Source organism: Corynebacterium sp. MSK204, assembly GCF_030229885.1.
GTDB lineage: Bacteria > Actinomycetota > Actinomycetes > Mycobacteriales > Mycobacteriaceae > Corynebacterium.
The window spans coordinates 1-4,268 of record NZ_JASPGQ010000033.1 but is presented as its reverse complement, the minus strand read 5'-3'; the positions used below and the strand labels follow the sequence as shown (position 1 = coordinate 4,268).

Annotated in this window: 1 protein-coding gene; it reads right to left on the bottom strand. The window is 55.9% G+C overall.

Translation table 11 applies throughout. The features are described from left to right. Positions 1 to 561: 561 nt before the first annotated feature. Positions 562 to 3,915 (bottom strand): AAA family ATPase, encoded by a 3,354-nt coding sequence (locus tag QP908_RS11555; protein ID WP_284772339.1) that lies wholly within the window; start codon positions 3,913 to 3,915, stop codon positions 562 to 564. Positions 3,916 to 4,268: the final 353 nt, after the last annotated feature.

The window sequence follows — 4,268 nt, the reverse complement described above, 5'->3', positions numbered from 1 at the left end:
CTACCCCCGGTACCCGATATCCGCACCGGTCGGTACTCGATACCGCCCTACCGGTACTAAATAGCGTCGCGCGTCAAGTAAACCACCTTCACAAGTCAAGTAGCAAGACTGGCCCAAGGCTGACTCTAGATCGTTAGAATAGATAATTGAATGGGTTCAACACGGCACCGCATAGAAACAAAATCTATTGGAAGCGTTTCACCCATCGCGCCCCGCCCGCTAAAGTTGAATAACGCCGACGCATGCAAGCAGTTTCACTACATCGGGAAAATTATGATTCAGAGCCCAGACCAGTCTGTACCGGAGAGCTCTACTACCGCTTCACGCCCGAATCACAAGGGGAAAGGCCTGCCAAGGAGGCCGCAGCTGCTGCGATTTCCAGTGCACGCGGACGGTTCGCATAACTCCCCGTCGTCGCCATCATCGACGCCTCAACGAGGCGTCGATTGCCCTCTCCTTGAAGCTCGGACTTCACTACGTCCCCGGCACTGGAATGCCGGATGACTAGGAGTTGTACCGACTCGACTGATAAAGGAACCGTCTCGTCGGAACAGTTCTTACTCAGCGCTTCCACGTAACAAGGGCAACGGCACCAAAGAGGACGGTGCCGAATGCCGCAACCATCCACGCGAGTATCATTAGTCCAAGGAACGCATCTGGGGCACCAACAGCTGCTCCCACGAATATTGCGATTGTTAACGCAAGCAAACCTAGAGCTGAGCGCTTGAACCAGCGTGGGGACTTTCTCTCCTTGCCGGGCTGAGAGGTTTCCGGGACCGGCTTTGTAACTGGTTCGGGCACCGGGAATGCTGCTGCAGGAGTCGACTGAGCTGGTTCCGCTGATGGTGCCGGCGCGTAGGGAGATTCTTGCTTCGGCGACGGTTCCGCGAACCAAGATAAGGATTCATCTTGGCCGTTCTGCTCACGCTGCTGTGTCGCATCTGCCCGGGGTGATGGTTGCTGCTCAGGCAACGGCTCTGGTTGAGCCTGGCGTGTCGGCTCCCATGGTGTATGAGACAGGCTCCAGCCTTGGGGCGGAGCCGAGGCGTCGGCGGCATCCCCAAGCTCAGGATCCGTGTTAGTGTCCGGCTCTACTGCTTCCGTAGTGGTAGACGGCTCGTCGTCCACAATGAATGGGTTAGCCGCCTGCAGATCTGAAACTGTTGCGGCTGCAGCAACATCCGTTTCTTCCTCTTCCTCGCGCAGTTGCTCCTGCGCCCATGCGGCAAAGTCTTCACGCTTCACTAATGGTTTGTTGTAACGCACCGCAAGGCTTGCTTTGCCGTCTTGGGCTGTGAGGTCATCAGTTACGAGGACATCACACCGTGTCTTGGTTACGGACTGCTTGTAGACCAGACCCAACCCCGCGCAAAATTCTTGGAGCACCGGCCCTTGTGGGTAAAGCTGATTGTCAATGATGGTAGAGCCACGGAACGCTACGCGGGTACCTGGGGACAGGACGTCCGCGGCCCGCGCGACATTGTTTTCTACCTCCGCAACTTGCGAACCGGTAGCAGCAGCCGTCGGAGCGGCCTCAGTTTCCTTCACTGGAGCACTGGCTGGTTCCTCTACTACTGCAGCTCCGGTGTCCGCTGCGGGGGCGGGCGCTTCGAGGAACGGACCGTGTTCATACCAGTACTCGAAATCGTCCTGCGAGATGATCGGCTTCCCAAACTCGCGAGCTGCCTGAGCTTTACGAGACATCGATGCTACATCGCGAGCGACGAGAACATCACACCGTGTCTTCGACATTCCCTTCTTGTACTCAAGGCGGCGGGTACGGCAGATGCGGTCAAGGCGCTCGTCATCGGCGGGGCCGCCGAGGAGCTCGTTACGCCCGGTAAAAGCGATACGAGTCCCCGGAACAAGGAGACTAGGGACATCCACAGGGGCATTATCGACCGCTGGCAGCTCCACGGTACGGGTATCGATGCGTGCGACGCGGGCCTGGATGTCGTCGTAAAGCTCCTGCGTCCACAAGCCCCGCGATACCGCCCATGCAGAAAGAAGTTCGGCGCACTCTTCCACCTCCGCGAATGAACGCGGCATCACGGTGCCACCGGACATCGCTGCCCATGCATTATCCGAATCCGTGGCCTGCAGCTGGTCCAAGATCATCGGCGCTTTCGGCGCCCAAGAAGGAATAAGTACTGCGCCTTCGGTTTCCCGTTCTGCGCGGGGAACTAGTTGTCCGCGTGACGGGGCAATCGTGCCATTCTCATAGGCAACCGCCATCGACTCACACCGGCTGACGACGTCATCACCTTCTGGTTCGAAGCTAAAGTCCCCCACCTCGTACCCGATGCCGAGAGCAACATCCATGCCTTTTTCTTGATGACGTACGGCACGCTCGAGCATGGCAAGACGGTCACCAACGACGATGCCATCTTGAGCCTGACGAAGGAGAAGTGGCCAGAAATCTCCTAACGTCGGTGCCATAGCGAGCCCGCCCACCGGAATCTTATAGCGCTGTCCAAATTCCCCGAGGTCAGCCATCGGATTAATCCACGACCCAAAGCTCGCAACCCGATTACCATTTTGATACACAATCGCATGAATTCGTGCGACGTGTTCACTCATGCCAAAATTCACGCCGTTGAATGACACGAGCACCACACGGTCGGTATTGACGCCGCTACTTACTTCTCGTCTGACACGACGGACAAGGGCGTTGTTGGCACGTATGTGACGAGGCTCCACCGGAGTAGAAAAGCGCAGATGTTCCAAATCAACTGCACGTGATAGTGCAACGTAGAACTGCCCATCGGTGGAAGTACCGCCGGCAAGATCAATGTAGAGCTTTGGGATTGTCTTGCCTTGGCTCTTATGGATGGTAATGGCCCAAGCCAAAATGACTGGGAACTGCCTAATCGTTCCAATTGTCTGGCTAACCAAGCGTGAGCCATCAATTCCCGGCCGGTTAATTTCCCACGTGTGTGGGGCCAGGGTGACCACTTCACCAGTCGCGTCAATCCTCACATCGATCTCGTGCCCAGTTGCCCGCACGATCTGACCAAAACTACCGTTGACGAATCGGCCCTTCGGATCATTAATCACCGTCATGACGCGTGCCCCCTCGGCATAGTGAAGTTCGTCCTCACCGCTGAAGGAATTGGCTGGAAGATCTCCCGTACCTTCCGCAACCGATACGAACTTTTCTGAAGGAAGGTTGGCTAGCTTTTGGCGGTTAATCCTTGCCACCGTCGACTTACGCGACGTCAACGTCACCCAGTCATCGGGCGCATCGAAATCGGGAGCAACCAACTGGTTCAGGGTTTCCAGTGATTCTTCGCCGACACGTCCCTCACGAACCTCGTTGAGAAGGTCAATAAACGTTGGGTCAGCCTGACGCCAGACCTGAGTTAGGTTTATTTCTTCCAAGTCCAGCCGAGCGTACACCTGAGCGGAAAAGAAGTAAGGGGTCTCCCACACCGAATTGAAAAGCTCGGCTTCATTCGGAGTGACAACCGGCGGCAACTGCAGCAAGTCACCGACGAGTACGAGCTGCACACCGCCAAAGGGCTTCCCATTCCCGCGGATACGGCAAAGAGCCTGATCCATCATGTCGAAGAGATCGGCACGAACCATCGAAATCTCGTCCACAACGAGAATGTCAGTCTTCTTAAGCACGTCCCATGTCATGGTGGATGGGTGCCACGAACCACCCTTTTCTAGATCGCTCAGGACCATCGATGGCCGAAACCCGAAAGCTCGGTGAATAGTGAAGCCTTCGATGTTCAGAGCAGCGACACCGGTGGGTGCGGTGACGAGTACTTTCTTGCTCCCCGTGTTCTCAAGGAATTCCCGCAACAGCGTGGACTTGCCGGTTCCGGCTTTACCTGAGATGAGAACGTTTCGTCCTGCGCTGATTAAATCGAGAGCTTGGCGAAATTCTTCAGTAAACGTGATTGCCACGATTCCTCCGAGAGAGTGAGCGGGTCCATGAGAGGTTTAACGGTCACTAACTTATCGGAGTCTTCGGACAAGAGGTAATTCGCACCAAACAGTTGTTCGCCTAGAGCACGATCCCACCTACCCCAAAAAATGCACTGTGCCACTCTGTGTCGTCGGTAGCATAGTCTCAGAACTGAATGTCTCTTCCCGCTCTCCTTGAAGCGCCCAAGATACAGGGCCCTTCCACCACTAGCGAGCTGGTCGAAGTTGTTCAGGATCTGGCCGAGACTGAAGTAGCTGAGGTTACCCTCGTTTAGTGGACACCCGATTAGTGCGGATCTTGTGTCCGTAAGAGAGGATGTTCATTGTGAGTC